The organism is Psychrobacter glacincola (assembly GCF_904846215.1).
In the GTDB taxonomy this organism is placed as follows: Bacteria; Pseudomonadota; Gammaproteobacteria; order Pseudomonadales; family Moraxellaceae; genus Psychrobacter; species Psychrobacter glacincola.
The window spans coordinates 34930-53403 of the sequence record NZ_CAJGZK010000009.1 but is presented as its reverse complement, the minus strand read 5'-3'; the positions used below and the strand labels follow the sequence as shown (position 1 = coordinate 53403).

Genomic DNA, 18474 nt, shown 5'->3' with positions numbered 1-18474 from the left:
TTGTCCAACAAAAGCACCATTTATTACTAGGGGCTGTTAAACATTTAGGAGAGCCAAATCTTTAAGAGAGCATAACACCAAACCGACCGATTTAAATAAGGTAATTGCTTTATCAGACTTCATTACTTGTCCTTTACATTAGCCCCATGGCGCGTAATATCGCAGCACCTATCGCCATACCAAACATACCAACCACTGTGGTAAATGCCAAAATATTGGCCGCTAAAATATCATTACCGCCCATCGCTTTTGCCATCACATAGCTTGCGGCTGCCGTTGGTGAGGCAACCATCAAAAACAGTACACCCATATGTACGCCCGTTAAACCAAAAGCAAAACCAACCGCTATTGCTACTAGCGGTGCGATAACAATGCGCCCAATGCTTGCCTGCATAGAAAGCCCAGAAGGGTGCAGCATCGACTTTAAATCAATACTGGCACCCGCACAAATCAATGCAAGCGGTAAGGCAACGGCTGCCAATAATCCACCGGTAGTATGAATGACACCAGCAAGCGGCGGCAGTGGCAACGCTTTATAAGTAAATGCTGCCACAAGGGCAATAATCAAAGGATTGCTCAATAGCTTTTTGACAATCATAGTACTACGACTAAGCCAAGTATCATCCATACTTTTAGACACACGGCTAAGCGTAATCACCGCCAAGATATTAAACAATATCGTCACCACACCCATATAGACGGCACCAATACCCAAACCGCTGCTACCATAAGCATTGGCAACGGTTGCCAGTCCAATAATCGCCATATTACTGCGAAAAATGCCTTGTACAAAAACCCCTTGATTGGCAGGGTCACTGATAAAACGCTTGGCATACAGCTCAGAGCCGATAAACAATATAAAGGTCACCAAAATGCCTGCAACTATCAATACCATTTGCTTAGCATAATCCACATCACTATCGACCACGCTAAAAAACAACAAGCACGGCAAACAATAATTAAAAACGAAATTGGATGCCTGATCGATAAATACCTGATCCGCCTCGCCACGTCTTTTCATAAAAAACCCCAACCCCATTAAAGCAAGGTTGGGCAAGACGATGGTTATAGCAAAAATAATGGCATCAATCATAAACAGGCTCAATTTAGTGCCAAGCCCATCATAATATGGACAATAGCGAGGTGAATTAGTAAAAAATATGTAGAAAATAACAGATATAGGTAATAACAGGTGTAGGTAATAAAAACAGGGTTGATAATTCGTAGCGCTATAGTCAGAGAAAAGTAATATCGATACATTATGTACTGCGGGTATCAATTTTTCTTGCTTGCTGTGTCTGCGCAGACAGAGGCGGCAAAAAATTTATACCCGCAGCACCGTAGCGTTTTTAGAGTATTTTGACTATATGTGAAAAAGCCCATAACGACTTCTCGTTATGGACTTTTTGCTTTTGGCTTTTAAACCATGACTATATTGCTATGACGCGTTTAACGCTGCTTGTACTTTTTTCTGCTTTTTAACTGTCATTGCCAGTAGCTGAATAGCAGCCGGTGTGACACCGCTGATACGTCCAGCTTGTGCCAACGTTGACGGACGGACTTGCGTCAGTTTTTGTACAATCTCATTGGACAACCCAGATACCACACTATAATCAAAATCCATTGGTAGCGCTGTATTCTCCAAACGCTTCATTTGATCAATGTCTTCTTGCTGACGATCAATGTAACCTGCGTATTTGACAGAGATTTCAATCTGTTCGCCCACTTGACTATCCACCTCTGAGCCTGTGATTGCTGCAATATCCTTAAAATGTATTTGCGGACGCTTAAGCAGATCATAAGCCGTCGACTCTTTGGACAGTACCTCTCCTGTTTGCGCAGTGACTTGTGCGCCTAACGCATTGATAGGCGTTGCCCAAATATCTTTGAGGCGCGAAGTTTCTGAAGCAATGGCTTCCATTTTTTCTTCATACGCTTGCCAGCGTGCGTCTCCGATTAAGCCTAATTTTCGACCCGTTTCAGTCAAGCGTTGATCAGCATTATCTTCACGCAAGAGCAAGCGATACTCGGCGCGACTGGTAAACATTCGGTACGGTTCGGTGGTGCCATGCGTAATTAAATCATCGACAAGCACGCCAAGATAGGCTTCATCACGGCGCGGCGTCCAAACATCAAACTCACTGTTTTCACAAGTGACTAGAGCGGCGTTGGTGCCAGCAAGCAAACCTTGCACACCCGCTTCTTCATAACCGGTCGTACCATTTATTTGTCCGGCAAAGTACAAGCGATCAATCGATTTGGTTTCAAGCGTTGGTTTTAGGTTTTGCGGATCAAAATAATCATATTCAATCGCATAGCCTGGACGGGTGATATGCGCGTTCTCAAGACCCTTCATACTATGAATAAACTCTAACTGCACATCAAACGGCAAGCTGGTTGAAATACCATTCGGATACAGCTCATGGGTGGTCAAACCTTCAGGCTCGATAAAAATCTGATGACTGTCTTTATCCGCAAAGCGGTGAATTTTATCTTCAATAGACGGACAATAACGTGGACCTACGCCTTCGATTTTCCCTGAGAACATCGGTGAGCGGTCGAGATTTTCACGGATGATATCATGAGTGCGCGCATTGGTATGAGTGATATAGCAATTCACCTGTTCAGGATGCATGGACACATCACCCATATAACTCATGACCGGTAGCGGAGTGTCACCCGGCTGTACCGCCATCACACTAAAGTCAACACTACGCGCATCAATACGCGCGGGCGTACCCGTCTTTAGGCGACCGACAGGGAGTTTTAGCTCACGTAAACGATCAGCAAGCTTGATAGAAGGCTGATCTCCTGCGCGTCCACCTTTTGAGCTTTCAAGACCAATATGAATAACGCCGCCTAAAAACGTACCTGAGGTCAATACTACTGTTTGGGTCTTAAAAATAATACCAGTCGCAGTCACAACCGCCGTCGCACGACCGTTTTCAACTAAGATGTCATCGGCTGCCTGTTGGAAGATATCAAGATTCGGCTGATTCTCTAACGTATGACGAATAGCCGCTTTATAAAGAATGCGATCTGCTTGCGCACGCGTGGCTCGAACCGCAGCGCCTTTACGGCTGTTAAGTACTCGAAATTGAATACCAGATTTGTCAGTCGCCAAGGCCATCGCGCCGCCTAGTGCATCGATTTCACGCACCAAATGCGATTTACCAATACCACCAATCGCAGGGTTACAGCTCATCTGCCCCAGTGTTTCAATATTATGCGTCAACAGTAAGGTCTGTGCACCCATACGTGCGGCCGCCAAAGCAGCTTCTGTGCCAGCATGACCACCACCGATCACTACCACGTCGTAATTTTTTGGGTATTGCATGTAATGCCTCACTTGACTGATCACGCTATGCTTAGCGACAGGCTATTATTCAATAGCAGGAACTGGGTAGATAAGTGTCAGTCGAATTTAAAAAGAGATAGCGACTAGCATATATAGTCAGTTCAAAATAAAAGCGATACGATGGTAATAACGTGCTGTTGGCTATAATTTTTCTTGCTTGCTGTTCGCAGGCGTGACAGAGGCTGCAAAAAATCATAGCCAATAGCGCTGTATCGTTTTTAAAATGAATCAACTATAGAACGAGCCGCTATTAGCTGAATATTGTCAGTCCTAAATAAAAGAAATAAAAATATTATCAATCATTGCTGAAGTTAATTTTTCTTTCTTGCTGTGCCTACTGCCTACGCAGACAGAGGCTGCCAATAATCAGCCCCAGCAGTTCTGTACTTTTTTAAAAGTAGATTAACTATAGATAACCGCTAATTATAACAATTTTTTGTCATTTAAAAAACGTTATAAGAAAAACTATTAAAATTAACGATTAAGAAGTTTTGATTAACGTTGATGCCTTAACAAACGCAACCTCAATATAAATGGATTGCCAGCGCCTATTACCAACGTTTACTTATTAGGGCTAAGCGGCACAATACGATCCGCCTGCCCACTCGCCAGCATATGTTGGCTGCCATAGCCTTCTGGATTAATCTGTAAATACGCATTCATCTGCCCGATAGCATCACCATCGTCACTGGCCAATATATACGTTTTAATCGTCTCAACAGGCGGCAGCGGCAAGTTTTTTAGCAATGCCAAACGCTGAGCATTGTCGCCTTTATTAACGACCAGTTCAATAAGTTGACGCGCATCAATGGGTAAATCTGGCGTATTTTGAGCCAATAACGCCAAATGATAAGCACCGGCAGCATCTTGATCAGCGACAATACGCTGCTCAATCGCCACATATGTCGCTTCGGTGGCACCGCCCGCCACACTCAACTGATGAATACATTTCAGCGCTGAATAGGGCTCGCTGGCTGCAATATCGATAATACGTAGTGATTCGCTTTTTAGATACTCGCGACGTTTTTCAATCGCAGCTTGTTCGGCATCTTGTATTTGAATGGCTTGGCTATTTAATTCGTTAGTCATAGAACTCTCTTGTTATTGATTCAATGTTTCTCAATGTTTCGAGGTCTTGAACATCGATATTAAGAGTTATATGGGGATAAAGTTGGCAAAAACAATTGAACTTGTTGACCGTCAATATTAAAAAATAAAAAATCCGAGCAGCCTTTAATAAAGCCACTCGGATTCAGATACCAAGACTTGAACATTACTCGTATTTTCAAACATCAAAGAAGCAGAAATTCAGATATTAAAAAACCAATGTCAATATCAAGTGCAGTTGATATCAAGTACAGCCGATATTAAGCGGCAGGGCTATTTGCTTCAACCAAAGGCTTAAGCTCCCCTGATTGGTACATTTGCAAAATGATATCAGAACCACCCATCAATTCGCCATCAATCCACAATTGCGGGAAAGTTGGCCAATTGGCGATTTGCGGTAACGTTGCACGGATTTCTGGATTTTCTAGGATATTCACAAAGGCAAATGGACGACCGATTTGGGTAAGTACCTCAATCGATTTAGCAGAAAAACCACACTGTGGAAACTGCGGCGTGCCTTTCATATAAAGAATGACTTTATTGTCTTTAATTTGGTTACGAATCAATTGTTCAATATCGTTAGCAGCGGTATTTGGGGTTTGCTCAGTCATAAAAACTCCTATTTGTTAAAACTATTTATAAAAAAACATTTCACATTAAATTTGGCATGTTGCTCCTAGATGGAGCAATCTTAACCATATTACAAGTATTGTTGATAGCTGGCAGTAATCATAATATATACTGAGATGCTATTGAGAATTAAACGCCAAACGTATTCGCTACCAATAATACCACGGCATTGGCCATAATACCCTCTTGCCGACCGGTAAAACCGAGTTTTTCACTGGTGGTCGCCTTAACGCTGATACTGCTCACGTCTGTCTGCAAATCACTGGCAATATTGACGCGCATGGCTAAATTATGTGGTGCCAGTTTTGGACGCTCACACATGACGGTGATATCAGCATTTCCCAACGTATAACCTGCGGCCAACACTTTGCCATATACGTAACGAAGTAGTACGCGTGAATCTAAACCAGCATTTGCCGCATCCGTATCGGGAAAATGCTGCCCGATATCACCGAGCGCCAATGCGCCAAGCAAAGCGTCAGCAAGTGCATGCAGTACCACATCGCCATCAGAGTGCGCAAGTAAGCTATGGGTATGCTCAATAGGCACACCCGCTAGCACGACATATTGCTGCTGCTGACCATTATTATGAAACGCATGGACATCAACACCTTGACCAATTTTTATCATTAACATTCCAAGTAAATTAATGGTGATTAGAATAATTGAAAACCACTATCTAAATTTTTAAAGCGGTTTTGCTCATAGTAAGATGCCATAGCTCGCCACCAGTTTCAATTAACTGGTATAATATGACGCTTATTTTATCATAATACCCAATCCAAAAGACAAACCGACACTGTTAACTTGCTCAGCTTACTATTGTAACTATTGCATCAGTTATTAGTGCCATTATAATTCTTGGACAAAGTATAAATAGTTGAGCCGCTTTATGTCAGCCATGCCAAACACCCCAAGCATATCCGTTTCTGCTTCTTTTGACGCCCATCGCCCTCTCACGCTTACTGATGTCGACAGTCCTAGTACCAAGCATGTGATCGTCGGGATGTCAGGCGGTGTCGACTCCTCTGTCTCTGCTGTTTTGCTTCAGCAAGCAGGCTTTATGGTCGAGGGTCTGTTTATGAAGAATTGGGAAGAAGATGACGGCACGGAATACTGTACGGCAATGGACGATTTAGCCGATGCGCAAGCGGTTTGCGATAAAATTGGCATAAAATTGCATACCGCAAACTTTGCCATGGAATACTGGGATCGCGTGTTTGAGCATTTTCTAGCAGAATACAAAGCCGGACGCACGCCCAATCCAGACATCCTATGCAATAAAGAGATTAAGTTCAAAGCATTTTTGGATTACGCCTTAACGCTTGGCGCTGATTATATCGCGACTGGTCACTATACCCGCCGCAGTAACAATTACAAAAACGACGATGGCGTAGAAGTCGCTCAGCTATTGCGCGGACTGGATAATAATAAAGACCAAAGCTATTTCTTACATGCAGTCGGTGGCGACAAACTTGCCAAGACTCTGTTCCCTGTTGGTGAGCTTGCAAAACCTATCGTACGTCAAATCGCTGAAGAGCATGACCTGATTACCGCCAATAAAAAAGACTCAACCGGTATTTGCTTTATTGGCGAGCGACGTTTTAAAGACTTTCTACAACAGTACTTGCCTGCCCAAAAAGGCGATATCGTCACTGATGATGGCATCACTATTGGCACTCATGATGGCCTCATGTATTACACCTTAGGTCAGCGCGGCGGCATCGGTATCGGCGGTGTGAAAGACCGTGTTGAGGCGCCGTGGTTTGTGCTTGCAAAAGACTTAGATAACAATCGTCTAATCGTCGGTCAAGGTCACGAGCATCCGATGATGCTGAGTAATGAGCTGCAAGCTTATAAGCTCGATTGGGTCGATGGTCTGCCACCTGCGGATATTTTTAGCTCAGATGGCTTGCGCTGTATGGCAAAATCGCGCTATCGTCAGCCTGACCAAGCCTGTCGCGTGTTTGCTAGCAATGATGACGGCTCTGAGGTACAAGTGGTTTTTGATGAGCCACAACGTGCGGTGACTCCCGGTCAGTCAGCAGTATTTTATATTGATGAGGTTTGTCTAGGCGGCGGCGTGATTGCGTCTATTGATGCGCCTTGTGGGTTTTAGTACTATTTCTTATTTTTAAAAATTGTTTTATTTTTTTTCACTTCTGAATGTCTTTTCGTTTTTATTATTTAAGGTCTTACTATGAATCTACTTACCGCCCTATCCCCAATCGATGGTCGTTATGCGTCCAAAGCCGATAGTTTGCGCCCTTATTTATCTGAGTTTGGTCTGATTAAAGCGCGCGTGACCGTTGAGATTCGCTGGTTACAGTCATTGGCTGATAATGGGGCTATTAGTGAATTAACAGAATTTGATACTGGTACCAATGCTTTTTTGAATGCTATCGTTGACAACTTTAGCGAAGCCGACGCGCAAGCGATTAAAGATATCGAAGCGACGACCAACCACGATGTGAAAGCAGTTGAGTATTTTATCAAAGACAAGTTCCGTGGACAGGCGGCGCTTGAAGATTCATTAGAATTCATCCATTTTGCTTGTACCAGTGAAGATATTAACAATCTATCATATGCATTAATGCTAAAAGACAGCCGCGAGATTGTGGTTGCTAAAATGCAGCAAGTGACTGATAGCATTGTTGATTTAGCGATTACTCATGCTGACCAGCCTATGCTGTCACGCACGCATGGTCAAACGGCTAGCCCAACCACTCTTGGTAAAGAGATGGCAAACGTCGCTTACCGCCTAGCCCGTCAAATCAAGCAAGTCGGTCAAGTTGAGCTATTAGGTAAAATAAATGGCGCGGTTGGTAACTATAACGCTCACTATGCCTCATATCCTGATGTTGATTGGCAGGCTCATGCAGAGAAATTTATTGACCAGCGTTTAGAGCTAACTTTTAACCCTTACACTACGCAAATTGAGCCGCATGATTACATCGCTGAGTTGTTTGATGTGGTCAAACGTTTCAATACTATCTTAATCGATTTTAACCGTGATATTTGGCAATATATCAGCTTAGGCTATTTTAAACAGCGCCTAAAAGATGGTGAGGTTGGCTCTTCTACCATGCCGCATAAAGTCAACCCGATTGATTTTGAAAACTCTGAAGGTAACTTGGGCGTTGCTAATGCCATGCTCGCGCATTTGGGTGAAAAGCTACCAATTTCACGTATGCAGCGCGATTTGTCGGACTCTACCGTGTTGCGTAATATCGGTGTTGGTCTGGCGCAAAGTATGATTGCTTTTGATGCGTGTTTAAAAGGCGTGAGCAAACTTGAATTGAATGCTAAGCGTTTAAACGATGATTTAGACAACGCTCAAGAAGTATTAGCAGAACCGATTCAAACCGTGATGCGTCGCTACCGCGTTGAAAACCCATACGAGAAGCTTAAAGCCTTGACTCGTGGTAATGCCATGACGCGTGAAGCCATGCTGACGTTCGTTGAAAGTGATGAGTTATCCGCCGTTAGCGATGCTGATAAAGCGCGCCTGCGCGAGATGACGCCAGCAACTTATGTGGGTAATGCAGCTGAACAAGCACGCACCATTAAAGAATGGATTGCCAAGATTTAATCATTAGCTATTAATAACAGCTTACAAAAAATATAAGCGTGCAACATGCTGCGAAACGTTAAATCGGTAGTTGTCAGTACTATGGCGGTGTTAATCGTTATGGTGCTGGCAAGTATTGAGCTTCTAGAATGGTCAAGCTACCTGCTGCATCAATTGGGTACTCTGCTTTTTCTAGCATTAATGCTGGGCGCTTATCGCTACGGATATATTAGCTCGCGCTCTTATGTGCTTGCTGCAATATTCCTATTTATTCACATTATAGGCGCACGCTATTTATACTCGTATGTACCTTATGATGATTGGACACAGCAGCTATTTAGTATAAGCCTTAGCGAGTTATTTGGTTGGCAGCGTAATATGTATGACAGGCTCGTACATTTTAGCTATGGGCTTTTGCTATTTTTTGCGATGATTGAGAGTTCAAAGTCTATATTTAAGGTTCAATCATCGAAGTTATTAATAGCGATTGCACTTATGATTAATATGTCATCAAGCCTGCTTTACGAGCTATTAGAATGGGGAATTGCAGCGACTTTATCGCCAGAAGCGGCAGAGGCTTATAACGGTCAGCAAGGGGATGTTTGGGATGCCCACAAAGACATGGCTTTAGCACTACTCGGTGGGCTGATTGCAGCAGCTATTATTCTATTTCAAACTCGTAAACGACCTATAATCAAATTATAAATTAATCGTCTTCTTTGTCATCATCACTGTCGCCCGGTATGATGGCTTTGGTAACAGCGACAGTGCCTTTGACCACGCCTTTGGTAGTTTTATAGGCCACTTTGACCGGTACAGTAACCAACTTATGCACACAGGCTTGTAGCAAAAAAATGCTGGCAATAATGACGATAAAATGTAGTTTTTTCATAAATACCCTAAGAATCATTAAAGGTTCTGATGACAGTCATCAGACAGGTAATAATCATAAACTAATAAAACCCGCCTATAAAGCTATCCTTGTTATTAATCTTATACCCATTTAATCATACGGATTTATCTATGATCTCTATACCGCTTTGTTTACCAGATTCCATTACACCTGAGCAATTCTTAAGCGACTATTGGCAAAAAAAACCGCTACTTATTAAGCAAGGTTTACCGCAATTAATTGGTATGTTTGAGCCGGAAGATATGCTTGGTCTAGCCATAGAAGAAGATGCCTCAGCGCGACTGCTGACCCAAGCAGCTCTCAAGCAAGACGGTCAACCGCAGTGGCAACTTAAAAAAAGTCCATTGACGGAGGCAGATTTTGACAACTTGCCTGAACAATGGACAGTATTGGTACAGAATTTAGAGCAATGGTCACCTGAGCTTGGGCAATTGTGGCAAGCGTTTGACTTTATCCCGCAATGGCAGCGTGACGATATTATGGTTTCCTATGCGCCAAAAGGTGGTTCAGTCGGCAAACACTATGACGATTATGATGTATTTTTAGCGCAAGGGTTTGGCTCTAGACGTTGGCAGTTGGGTAAATTCTGTGATAAAGATACTGAGTTCGTCGCTGATGAGCCTATTCGATTGTTTGATGAGATGGGCGAGATTATCTTTGATGAGATATTGGAGGCCGGTGATGTACTGTATGTGCCACCGAAATTAGCGCATTTTGGTGTTGCCCAAGATGACTGCCTTACATTCTCCTTTGGCTGCCGTCGCCCAAACTTGATGCAAGTTATCGATAGCCTCGCAGATATCGCAACCAATGACAGTGATTTGTTCGTGCCAATGCTATTGCCACAAGCACTGCAAGCATCCGGTGAGTTGCAAACAAACAGCATTGAAGCGATCAAAGCTCAACTATTGCAAATGCTCCAGTCTGAGCGCGGTGATACGATTATTCGCCAAGCTGTGTCTGAAGTGGTCAGTAAGCGTCAATATGATGCACTCGTCCCTGAAGAGTCGCTAACGACCGATGAGATGATATCTGCATTGGCAAATGGCGCGACGCTACAAGCCGATTATAGCAATCGTTTGTTATATACCCAAACCTGTGATGGCATCGTTGTATATGTTAATGGGCAGCGCTTAGATGATTTGCATGCAACCTTGATAGCACTACTCGTACGCTTATCGAATGGCGAGTATCTAACGCTTGATGATATGGAAGGGATTGACCCTGATGAAGTCATGGAATGGTTAGAAAATGGCTGGGTATGGCTAAATTACTCAGAATGATACGATAGCCATTATTACTAACTTATTATTAACGAACTTGATAAAAAAAACGATCAGCATTTACATCATTACGACTTATAAATCTTAAATAAATGCTGATCGCTATTTGAAATCCTCTGTTCGTTTGATAAAGAATCAAACTATCGCTCAAAACCTCTTATGCAGTAGCCGTTTTTTTATAACGACTCACGCCAGCGATAATCGTTTCTTCAATCACTCTATCATCGCCCAGCATCATCAGCACAAATAACTGCTCATCAAGCGACTTGGTCTTTGTCATACGGCGCGCAAGCAGCTCAGTGCCGCCCATATCTATCACTACAAAATCCGCTTCTTTATTCGGCATAAAGTTACCGATTTTGTCGTCTAATAATAATGACTGCGCGTTGCCTAAGGTAATTTGATATAAGCCTTGATGCGCTGATAACGGATTGTTTTGTAATTGCTGAACTTTATACGCTTCTGATAACGTGGTTAGCATCGATAAACTGGTTCCTGCACCCACATCGGTTGCGATACTAACGCCGGTATAGCTTAATGTTTTGGACAAATCAAACAAACCACTACCTAAAAACAAATTTGACGTCGGGCAATGGGCTATTTGGGTGCCCGTATCACGCAGCACTTCATACTCTGGCGTCTTAAGGTAGATACCGTGTGCCAACGTCGTATGCCTGCCAAGTAAGCCCATATCATGATAAACGTCAAGATACCCTTTATGATTGGGATAAAGCTCACGTACAAAGGCGATTTCATCAATATTTTCAGCCAAATGCGTTTGTAGATAAACGCTGTCATAGCTACGATATAGCTCACCGGTCATTTGCAATTGCTTCGGTGTTGAGGTAATGGCAAATCTTGGCGTAATCGCCACGTGCTGACGTCCGCGCTCATGCCATTTATCGATGATGTTTTGGGTATCGCGAATGCCCTGCTCTGTTGGTACACATAGATGCTCAGGCGCGTTTTGATCCATTAATACATTACCCGTAATCATACGAGTATTTAAGCGATTGCTTTCGTTAAAGAACGATTCTACTGATTGTGGATGACTGGTCGAGAACACCAAAGCGCTTGTTGTACCATTAGCAAGTAGCTGATTTAAAAAGAATTTTGCCGTATCATCGGCAATCTTTGCATCGCCAAAATTGGCTTCGGTCACAAAGGTATAATTATTTAACCAATCAAGTAATTGCTCGCCAAACGCTGCAATCATATCTATCTGCGGATAATGCACATGGGTGTCAATAAAACCTGGCATGATGAGCTTATCTTGATAATCATGAATTTGTACTGGCGCGTTGCCTACTTCGGCACTGCTATTACCATAGGTAGATAGCATCGACGTACAATCACCGTAATCTACGACGCGACCAGTCGCATCATCGACTACTAAAGCACCATTAGCGATATATTCAGGATAAACCTTGACGCCTGCCACCACCGACAGCAAATTGACGTTTTTTTCTACCACTGTGATGCTAGGACGCTCAGCATTGGTTAAATTAGCATTGCTCAAATCAGCCGTATCTAAATGAGCACGCTTGGCTCTGTCAGCCAAATTCTCTTCCGTTAAATAGTGCAGCACTTGTGCTTGATAAATATGTATGGTCATAAAAAAATCTCACAATAATAGATAAGTATTTTGGTTAAAAATTCATCCATATTATGTGTCTACCCTAGTGCAATTACAGAAATACAAGCGCAAAGTTACTGAACGCAGCCTATATCGTATGATGGCTGACGCAGCTAAAAACCATGTCTTACTTTCTTAATATCTTGAGGGCAAACAGATAAATAGAGAATTAAAAAACGGTCAATTAGGGTTACTGTTGGTTATAAATTATTATAAAGCTGCAAAACTTGCGCCGCGATAGAGATAGCGACTGCCATTGGCTCTTTTCCGCCGGTCTTAAGACCGATTGGCATGGTCAATTTATCGACCATTTGCTCATTATAATCACGCTGCAGTAAACGATCCCTAAAACGCTTAGCTTTGGTCGCTGAGCTGATACAACCAAGATAAGGTAATGAAGTTAATGTGCTACTGTCATCAAAGCCAATTTTTACATAAGCATCAAGCGTGGCACGCACCAAATCAAAATCAAGGCTGTGATCATGAGTCATCACTAGGATAAAATACTGAGTGCCTTTTTTCATCGAAGGATTTACTGAAGCGCCTCTCATACTATTAGCGACAAAGGGTTGGATAAAATCAACCGGATCTTCCTCAATATGCGGGCGAATATGTGCTGGTAAGTTATAAGCGATTTTCTGATCAGTCGCGATAGACTCATCCGTTAGATAACGCTCAAACATTTCGGGACGGCTATCAACCCAATCGATCTGACAAGGCAACTCAGCAAGTACGGTCATTAATGCAGCTGCTACGTGCCCGCCACCAAAGACCAGCAATGACATAGGCGGTATCACGTTAAAACATTCAAACATAACCGTGACACTACCGCCGCAACATTGAGCCAATGTTGCGCCCAATGGATAATGTTTGGTGTAGACTGCATCACGGCGTACCGCTTGTGCCTTTTCAGACTTGCCTTCTTTTAATGGTTTAAAGCCTCTCGGCTCGTTTGCATCTATCTCACCACTTAGCAATTGCCTTGCGGTTATCGTCACGTCATGTTCTAAGCTACCGCCGCCCAAGGTATCACAGCATCCGTCAAGCGTCACAATCATTTTAGATTGTAGCTCTCTAGGTGCCGAGCCATTAACGGCAACGACGGTTGCCAAAACATGCGCAATACCTTGATGCTGATATTGCGCAAGTCCGTCATACCATTTGGTTGGTGGTATCGGTGTGATAAGTGACTTATTCACTATGTGCCGGTCCACGAGCCGTTGACACATTGGGGTTTTCTATGGCTTCAGGTTGCTCATCAAACAATTGACCTTCAGACTCTGGTGGATTGACATCCTTACCATGAGGCACTTGCTGCGGCTTGACTCGATCATCATCGATACCACAATCGTCATTATCTGGCGTTAAGCTCGCAATCGTTTCCGCTTCGGCTTTAGACGCAATTTCCCACGCTTGACCTTGCATGCGCATCACTGCTTTTAGCACTGCTTCTGGCGTCGCAGGCATGGTCAAATCTGGATTTTTCTTATAATCCCCTAAGCTCGCTACGGCATTATTAATCGCACACCAAACACTGGCTGCTAGCATAAATGGCGGCTCACCAACGGCTTTGGAATTATAAATGGTCTGCTCTTCGTTTTTGCGATCGAACAGTTTGACGCTCCACCGCTTAGGCAAATCATGAGCCGTTGGAATCTTATAATTAGCCGCGCTGTTAGAAGCTAAATTACCTTTTTTATCCCAAATAAGCTCTTCAGCCGTCAGCCAGCCCATCCCTTGTACAAAAGCACCTTCGATTTGACCAATATCGATAGCAGGATTAATCGACTGCCCAACATCGTGCAAGATATCACAGCGCAATACTTTATACTCACCGGTTAAAGTATCAATCTCAACCTCAGAACAGGCTGCACCCAAGGCAAAGTAAAAGAACGGTCGACCCCACGCTTTGGAGCGATCATAAAATATCTTTGGCGTCTTATAATAACCAGTAGAAGACAAGCTAATGCGGTGCTGATAAGCCAATAAAATAAAATCTGCAAAGGTGAGTACTTCTTTATCGCCTATATGCACATGATTACATTCAAATTTGATATCTTCTGCAGCGACTTCGAAATGCTCAGCAGCAAACTCAACCAAGCGATCTTTGATGGTGATACAAGCATTTTGCGCCGCTTTACCGTTCATGTCGGTACCCGATGATGCAGCAGTTGGCGAAGTGTTTGGCACTTTATCCGTGCGAGTGGCAGTCGCTTTTACGGTATCTAAATCGACATCAAATTCATTAGCGACGATTTGGGCAATTTTAATATATAGTCCTTGACCCATCTCGGTGCCACCATGATTGACCTGAATCGTACCATCAGTATAGATAAGTACTAAGGCTCCTGCCTGATTCAACGTCTGCACGGTAAATGAAATACCGAACTTCACAGGTGTTAGCGCAAGACCCAAACGCTTATCACCACCCTCAGCTTCCGCCTTTTTATTGGCTGCTGTAATTTGCTGACGGCGCTTATCATACTCATTGTCATCTGCTAGCGTCTGCATAATAGTAGCCAAATCAAAATGCTCAATCGGCTGACCATAATGGGTGCTTTGGCCGTTTTGGTATAAATTTGCCAGACGTACTTGTAGAGGATCTTTGCCTAACGTATAGGCGATATGATCCATCATATATTCAGCGGTCAGTAGACCTTGTGGACCACCAAAACCTCGATAAGCGGTATTAGATACGGTATGAGTCTTGCAGCGGTGACCGGCTATTTGTGCGGCTGGATAATAATAGGCATTATCACAGTGGAACATCGCCCGATCGACGATAGCATCAGACAAGTCTGGTGAATAACCACACAATCCTGACAGCTGCATATCGACACCGAGCACTTGACCTTCATCATTGACACCGACATCATATCGGTTAGAGAACTCATGGCGCTTACCAGTCACGACCATATCATCTTGACGATCTAAGCGCATACTTACTGGCACGTTTTGACGTTTGGCAACGATACCGCAAAGACACGCCCATGCAGCGGCTTGCGTTTCTTTACCACCAAAACCACCACCCATGCGGCGCACCACTGTCGTAACCGCATGAAAAGGTAAGTCAACCACTTCCGCGACCAACTGCTGTACTTCACTTGGATGCTGCGATGAAGTATAAACTTCAAGTCCACCGTCATCACAAGGTACAACATACGACACCTGCCCTTCCAAATAAAAATGCTCTTGCCCAAGCATATGAATATGCCCTGCAACACGTGTCGGTGCAGCCGCAAGCTCAGCTTGCGCATCGCCGCGCTCCATAAAATGGCTAGGACGCACAAAATGCTGTTGTTTTAATGCCTCTTCCACAGTGAGAATCGCTGGTAGTGGCTCATACTCTAAAATAGCGTTAAGCACAGCTTTTTTAGCTGCACGATGACTGGTCGCGACGACAGCGAATAACGTTTGACCGACATACTCTGTAATCTCATCAACCATCAACGGATCACCGTCAAACACCGCGCCGATATCGGTTTTGGCTGGCAGATCTTTAAAAGTAATGACATCGATTACCCCATCTGCTGCTCTTACCGCACTTAAATCCATACTCAATACGCGTGCATGAGCATGAGCGCTCTTACCAATCGCTAAATGCAGGGTGCTTTGTGGTTTTAGCATGTCATCTACATAGGTGGCTGTGCCCATCACATGACTAATAGCACTGTCATGCTTGGCTCCGGTACCGATTTTATTTTTGGGTGGGCGTTGTCTACGTGTACTGTAGCTGTCAAATAATGAAGAATGATGACTCATGATGGCTCTCTCTTATATTTTTAGCAAAACCTATCTCTTTAGCGATAGCGTTTTGACTGTCTTTTTTAGCGATGCGATGGCTAGGTTAGTTAGCATAATTAAGCAAGTTTAAACACTAAGTCTGTCTATTCAGACCTTGTCGAGATTAATTACTATATTTTTCCTTATGCATCTACCGCTTGTACATCAGCTACCAGTTGCTTGCCGCATTTAATAATGAGTCGCTGCATCACATGCATACGATATTCGCGACTGGCTCTAACGTCCGTCATTGGCGAAACATCACTAGATAGCATTTGTGCCGCCTGCTCAAAGTTGGCAACCTCAACGGACTGTCCAATGAGCGCTTGCTGACATTTTGCAGCCAATAACGGTATAGCCGCCATGCCACCAAGTCCAAATTTTGCATTTTGGATAGTTGTGCCATCTGCTGATAAATCAAGTCGCGCAGCAAGCAAGCAAGCTGAGATATCATCTTCGTAACGCTTACTAATTTTATGAATATAAAGATGCTGATGGTCTTGCATCAGCGGAATATGAAGGGACACCACGTAACTACCAGCACGTAGCTTGGTCTTTTTATAATCTAAAAAGAATTCAGATAGAGGAATGATTTCGTCAATACAAGATGCTTGATTTGAATGGACATCATTATTATTGGTATTGTCCGCATCATCAATATCTGAAATATCAACAGCAGTGCAATGACGGATATGAATATGAGCATCTAATGCCAATAAAATAGGAGGTAAGTCGCCAATGGGTGAAGCGTTAGCGACATTACCGCCGATGGTGCCCATATTACGGATTTGCGGAGAGGCAATACGTTCAAATAAATTGGCAAAGTTGGGAAAGTATTGCTCAAGAACAGGCAGCATTTGCTTATAGCTCATACCAGCGCCCAATACTAAAGATGGTACTGTAGAAGAATCTGCTTCCGATTCTACATCGTTAGTGCCTTTTGACTGCGCATCCGCATTTTGACTTAAATCCTGTAGTGACCAAGACTTTAGCTCGTCGATTGCTGACAGTTGAACAATGGTCTCATGATCGATTAAGTGTTGCGTCACACTCAAACCTAAGTCCGTACCACCTGCCCAAATGGTCGCTTTTGGATGGGCAGCGAGCACTTGATTGAGCTCAGCAATAGATTGTGGAATGAATAACTTACGTGACGCTTGAGTAAGCGCAGGCGTGATAGTGCTGATTTCGCTTGAAACGGCTTGTCTGCTATTTGCCATCGCATCTGTCGCTAAACTGATGGTCAAGTCTTTAGCTATGGTTTGATCAGCATCGCGTTGTCTACCAATTTCACTCATCGCTAGACCAGCATCGATAATAGGACGGTAGCCTGTACAGCGGCACAGATTGCCACCAATTGCAGCCACGATATCATCGTAGCTCAAATCGTCCGTGATGGTTCCTTTTGCGACTTGCTGACGATGATTTTCATAGGTACTTGCCAGCGTCATCACAAATCCAGGCGTGCAAAATCCACACTGCGAGCCATGGCAGTCGACCATTGCTTGCTGGGCTGGATGCAATAAGGCACGATCTGGATGATGTTCAGGATTGTCCGCGATAAAAGCGGCCGTCATCAGATGATGACCATCCATCAAGGACAGTAGCGTGATACAAGAATTTAATGTATAAAAAGGCGCATCAGAAACATCTGCATCAATAGTGGGTAAGCGCTGTGCCATCACCGTACAAGCGCCGCAGTCGCCACTGCCGCAGCCTTCTTTGGTATCGGTCTGGCGTTCGTGCAAGCGCAAATACTCAAGCACCGTGGTATTCGGATTGAGGTCAGTTAATTGCTTATATTGACCGTTCAAATAAAAATGAATCATAGCAATACTCAGCTGTCAGAATAAAAGGAAGATAAAAAATACTTTATCTTTAATCGAATTATAAAATTTTAACAATCAGTATCTTAAAGGATAAACGCACACAAATACGCTGCCCTTAAGTGAGTACTTAATTACCATGTTAATAAAATTTATACGATGATGATCATCATACCTACATCAATACTGAGAGTTATACGTGTATTGAATAAGCTGACTGCCTATCTGACTACTGACTTGCTCAGGCTTAATCTGTTTGCGGTTTGAGCTTCTTAATTTACCAGTGAGATACAATCACCTTTAGTAAATTAAAAGCATTAATAAGGGTTTGGGTATCGTCTTAACGACCCTATTGGAAAATCGAGGG

At 43.4% G+C, this 18474-nt stretch carries 14 protein-coding genes; 4 read left to right on the top strand and 10 right to left on the bottom strand.

Annotated elements, in window-relative coordinates:
- Nucleotides 1-133: 133 nt before the first annotated feature.
- The 5 genes from JMW90_RS07030 to ispF all read right to left on the bottom strand — a co-directional run bounded on the left by JMW90_RS07030 (nucleotide 134) and on the right by ispF (nucleotide 5731).
- On the bottom strand, nucleotides 134-1093 hold the full coding sequence (locus tag JMW90_RS07030; RefSeq protein WP_201562605.1) for an AEC family transporter: 960 nt from the start codon (nucleotides 1091-1093) through the stop codon (nucleotides 134-136).
- Between the two features lie 345 nt (nucleotides 1094-1438).
- On the bottom strand, nucleotides 1439-3337 hold the full coding sequence (gene mnmG / locus JMW90_RS07025) for a tRNA uridine-5-carboxymethylaminomethyl(34) synthesis enzyme MnmG (RefSeq protein WP_201562603.1): 1899 nt from the start codon (nucleotides 3335-3337) through the stop codon (nucleotides 1439-1441).
- A gap of 582 nt (nucleotides 3338-3919) precedes the next feature.
- Entirely contained in the window at nucleotides 3920-4447 is a 528-nt protein-coding gene (locus tag JMW90_RS07020; protein ID WP_201562601.1) for a hypothetical protein, read from the bottom strand.
- Nucleotides 4448-4725: 278 nt separating this feature from the next.
- A complete protein-coding gene (gene grxD / locus JMW90_RS07015; protein WP_201562599.1) occupies nucleotides 4726-5076 on the bottom strand; it encodes a Grx4 family monothiol glutaredoxin in 351 nt (116 codons plus the stop codon).
- A gap of 148 nt (nucleotides 5077-5224) precedes the next feature.
- Entirely contained in the window at nucleotides 5225-5731 is a 507-nt protein-coding gene (gene ispF, locus JMW90_RS07010) for a 2-C-methyl-D-erythritol 2,4-cyclodiphosphate synthase (protein ID WP_276529653.1), read from the bottom strand.
- Between the two features lie 256 nt (nucleotides 5732-5987).
- On the opposite strand from ispF, the gene mnmA reads away from it, so the two are divergent.
- From mnmA to JMW90_RS06995, 3 genes are all read left to right on the top strand, one after another.
- Nucleotides 5988-7214, top strand: coding sequence for a tRNA 2-thiouridine(34) synthase MnmA (mnmA, locus tag JMW90_RS07005; protein WP_201562595.1), 1227 nt, complete (start codon nucleotides 5988-5990; stop codon nucleotides 7212-7214).
- An 81-nt stretch (nucleotides 7215-7295) separates the two neighbouring features.
- Nucleotides 7296-8687 (top strand): adenylosuccinate lyase, encoded by a 1392-nt coding sequence (gene purB / locus JMW90_RS07000; protein WP_201562593.1) that lies wholly within the window; start codon nucleotides 7296-7298, stop codon nucleotides 8685-8687.
- Between the two features lie 45 nt (nucleotides 8688-8732).
- Complete coding sequence (locus JMW90_RS06995) at nucleotides 8733-9371, top strand: DUF2238 domain-containing protein (RefSeq protein ID WP_201562591.1); 639 nt, start codon at nucleotides 8733-8735, stop codon at nucleotides 9369-9371.
- 1 nt (nucleotide 9372) lies between these two features.
- On the opposite strand, the gene JMW90_RS06990 is transcribed toward JMW90_RS06995, so the two are convergent.
- The gene (locus JMW90_RS06990; protein WP_201562589.1) at nucleotides 9373-9558 is read right to left on the bottom strand and encodes an NF038104 family lipoprotein; all 186 of its coding nucleotides are present in this window, start codon (nucleotides 9556-9558) and stop codon (nucleotides 9373-9375) included.
- A 131-nt stretch (nucleotides 9559-9689) separates the two neighbouring features.
- Here JMW90_RS06990 and JMW90_RS06985 point away from each other — a divergent pair, with 131 nt between their 5' ends.
- Complete coding sequence (locus tag JMW90_RS06985) at nucleotides 9690-10862, top strand: cupin domain-containing protein (RefSeq protein WP_201562587.1); 1173 nt, start codon at nucleotides 9690-9692, stop codon at nucleotides 10860-10862.
- A gap of 157 nt (nucleotides 10863-11019) precedes the next feature.
- Here JMW90_RS06985 and guaD read toward each other — a convergent pair whose 3' ends face one another.
- The 4 genes from guaD to JMW90_RS06965 form a co-directional block, all read right to left on the bottom strand.
- Nucleotides 11020-12477, bottom strand: a complete 1458-nt coding sequence (gene guaD / locus JMW90_RS06980) for a guanine deaminase (RefSeq protein ID WP_227691893.1) — start codon at nucleotides 12475-12477, stop codon at nucleotides 11020-11022.
- Nucleotides 12478-12698: 221 nt separating this feature from the next.
- Nucleotides 12699-13697, bottom strand: a complete 999-nt coding sequence (gene xdhC / locus JMW90_RS06975) for a xanthine dehydrogenase accessory protein XdhC (RefSeq protein ID WP_201562585.1) — start codon at nucleotides 13695-13697, stop codon at nucleotides 12699-12701.
- Nucleotides 13690-16260 carry a xanthine dehydrogenase molybdopterin binding subunit gene (gene xdhB / locus JMW90_RS06970; RefSeq protein WP_201562583.1) on the bottom strand — a complete coding sequence of 857 codons (2571 nt, stop codon included), beginning with the start codon at nucleotides 16258-16260 and terminating at the stop codon, nucleotides 13690-13692. The genes xdhC and xdhB overlap by 8 nt, the downstream gene beginning before the upstream one ends.
- A 164-nt stretch (nucleotides 16261-16424) precedes the next feature.
- Nucleotides 16425-18110, bottom strand: a complete 1686-nt coding sequence (locus JMW90_RS06965) for a xanthine dehydrogenase small subunit (RefSeq protein WP_201562581.1) — start codon at nucleotides 18108-18110, stop codon at nucleotides 16425-16427.
- Between the last annotated feature and the right edge of the window lie 364 nt (nucleotides 18111-18474).

Coding starts and splice junctions, on each gene's coding strand:
- JMW90_RS06990 (WP_201562589.1), bottom strand. CDS start 9,558: ATGAAAAAACTACATTTTATCGTCATTATTGCCAGCATTTTTTTGCTA.
- JMW90_RS07020 (WP_201562601.1), bottom strand. CDS start 4,447: ATGACTAACGAATTAAATAGCCAAGCCATTCAAATACAAGATGCCGAA.
- guaD (WP_227691893.1), bottom strand. CDS start 12,477: ATGACCATACATATTTATCAAGCACAAGTGCTGCACTATTTAACGGAA.
- JMW90_RS06995 (WP_201562591.1), top strand. CDS start 8,733: ATGCTGCGAAACGTTAAATCGGTAGTTGTCAGTACTATGGCGGTGTTA.
- grxD (WP_201562599.1), bottom strand. CDS start 5,076: ATGACTGAGCAAACCCCAAATACCGCTGCTAACGATATTGAACAATTG.
- ispF (WP_276529653.1), bottom strand. CDS start 5,731: ATGTTAATGATAAAAATTGGTCAAGGTGTTGATGTCCATGCGTTTCAT.
- purB (WP_201562593.1), top strand. CDS start 7,296: ATGAATCTACTTACCGCCCTATCCCCAATCGATGGTCGTTATGCGTCC.
- JMW90_RS06985 (WP_201562587.1), top strand. CDS start 9,690: ATGATCTCTATACCGCTTTGTTTACCAGATTCCATTACACCTGAGCAA.
- xdhB (WP_201562583.1), bottom strand. CDS start 16,260: ATGAGTCATCATTCTTCATTATTTGACAGCTACAGTACACGTAGACAA.
- JMW90_RS06965 (WP_201562581.1), bottom strand. CDS start 18,110: ATGATTCATTTTTATTTGAACGGTCAATATAAGCAATTAACTGACCTC.
- JMW90_RS07030 (WP_201562605.1), bottom strand. CDS start 1,093: ATGATTGATGCCATTATTTTTGCTATAACCATCGTCTTGCCCAACCTT.
- mnmG (WP_201562603.1), bottom strand. CDS start 3,337: ATGCAATACCCAAAAAATTACGACGTGGTAGTGATCGGTGGTGGTCAT.
- mnmA (WP_201562595.1), top strand. CDS start 5,988: ATGTCAGCCATGCCAAACACCCCAAGCATATCCGTTTCTGCTTCTTTT.